Origin of the sequence: Bowdeniella nasicola (genome assembly GCF_001907295.1) — a bacterium.
Taxonomy (GTDB): Bacteria; Actinomycetota; Actinomycetes; order Actinomycetales; family Actinomycetaceae; genus Bowdeniella; species Bowdeniella nasicola.
The window spans coordinates 1-867 of the sequence record NZ_MQVR01000179.1; the positions used below are offsets into that span (position 1 = coordinate 1).

General features: G+C 60.9%; 2 protein-coding genes. Both read right to left on the reverse strand.

Features of this window, described 5'->3' with window-relative positions; genetic code table 11:
- Positions 1-219: 219 nt before the first annotated feature.
- Positions 220-627 (reverse strand): hypothetical protein, encoded by a 408-nt coding sequence (locus BSZ39_RS12935; protein ID WP_073717691.1) that lies wholly within the window; start codon positions 625-627, stop codon positions 220-222.
- Between the two features lie 31 nt (positions 628-658).
- The coding region (locus tag BSZ39_RS12940) for a transposase (RefSeq protein WP_143180561.1) at positions 659-867 on the reverse strand (209 nt) is incomplete at its 5' end.

The following is an 867-nucleotide window of genomic DNA, read 5'->3' on the forward strand; positions in this document are numbered from 1 at the left end:
AGGAACTTCTATCTTCACCCAAGGCCCGCCCCTCATTCATCACCAACACCCGGCAGTCAGAGACCGCGTCACGCACTCTGAAACCGGAAGAGCCGCTTACAGGGCGGCCCAAAATCGCACAGAAAGACTCAAAAGGCCAGCCTTGTAAGCAGATGTAAGGCACAGGCGTCGACAGAGTTTTTTCGTGGCCCGTTGATTAAATAAAATTCGATATCGAATTTAGCCTGGTGGGTTGAGGTAAGTCGCGGTCGTGGGGTGGTCAAAACGATGCTCGCCGTGCAGCGAGAGCAAGACCCACGACCCATCTCGCTTACCGAAGCGCGCGAGATAGACGACCGACGACATCTCTTCGCGGTCAAGCGTAACGTCCTCGGTGCCGCGGATTTCGATGACGCCTCCGCGGCGGACCTCCTGGCCGGTCCGGATAAAGTCCACCTTGATATCGCTGGGGCGGTTCCGGTCGCGCGCCCCGCGCGCCCGCAGGTCCTCGGCATCCGCGAACGCCACACCGACCTCCGCGCCGATGCTGTGCAGCTTCGGCGCTCGTCCCTCCATATAGACGTGCCAGCGCTCGGTTAAGACTTTGCGTACGACGGAGGTGAGCTCGTCGGCATCGAACGTCGACACCTCGGCAGGGGTGCAGCCGGTTAGCGGCTCTTCAGAGTTGAGTGTGGGTTGATGCGTCCAGGCCCCCACCGATGAGGAGCATGCGGAGTCGGTAGTTCTCGAGGTTGCGGAATCCGCGAGCGATCCGACGGCCCAGCTCGATGAGCCCGTTGACCGCCTCGGTGCCACCGTTACTGGCACCGCCGGTATCGAAGTACGCCAGGATCGTCTTTTGCCACTTCTTCAATGTCCTGCCCAGCC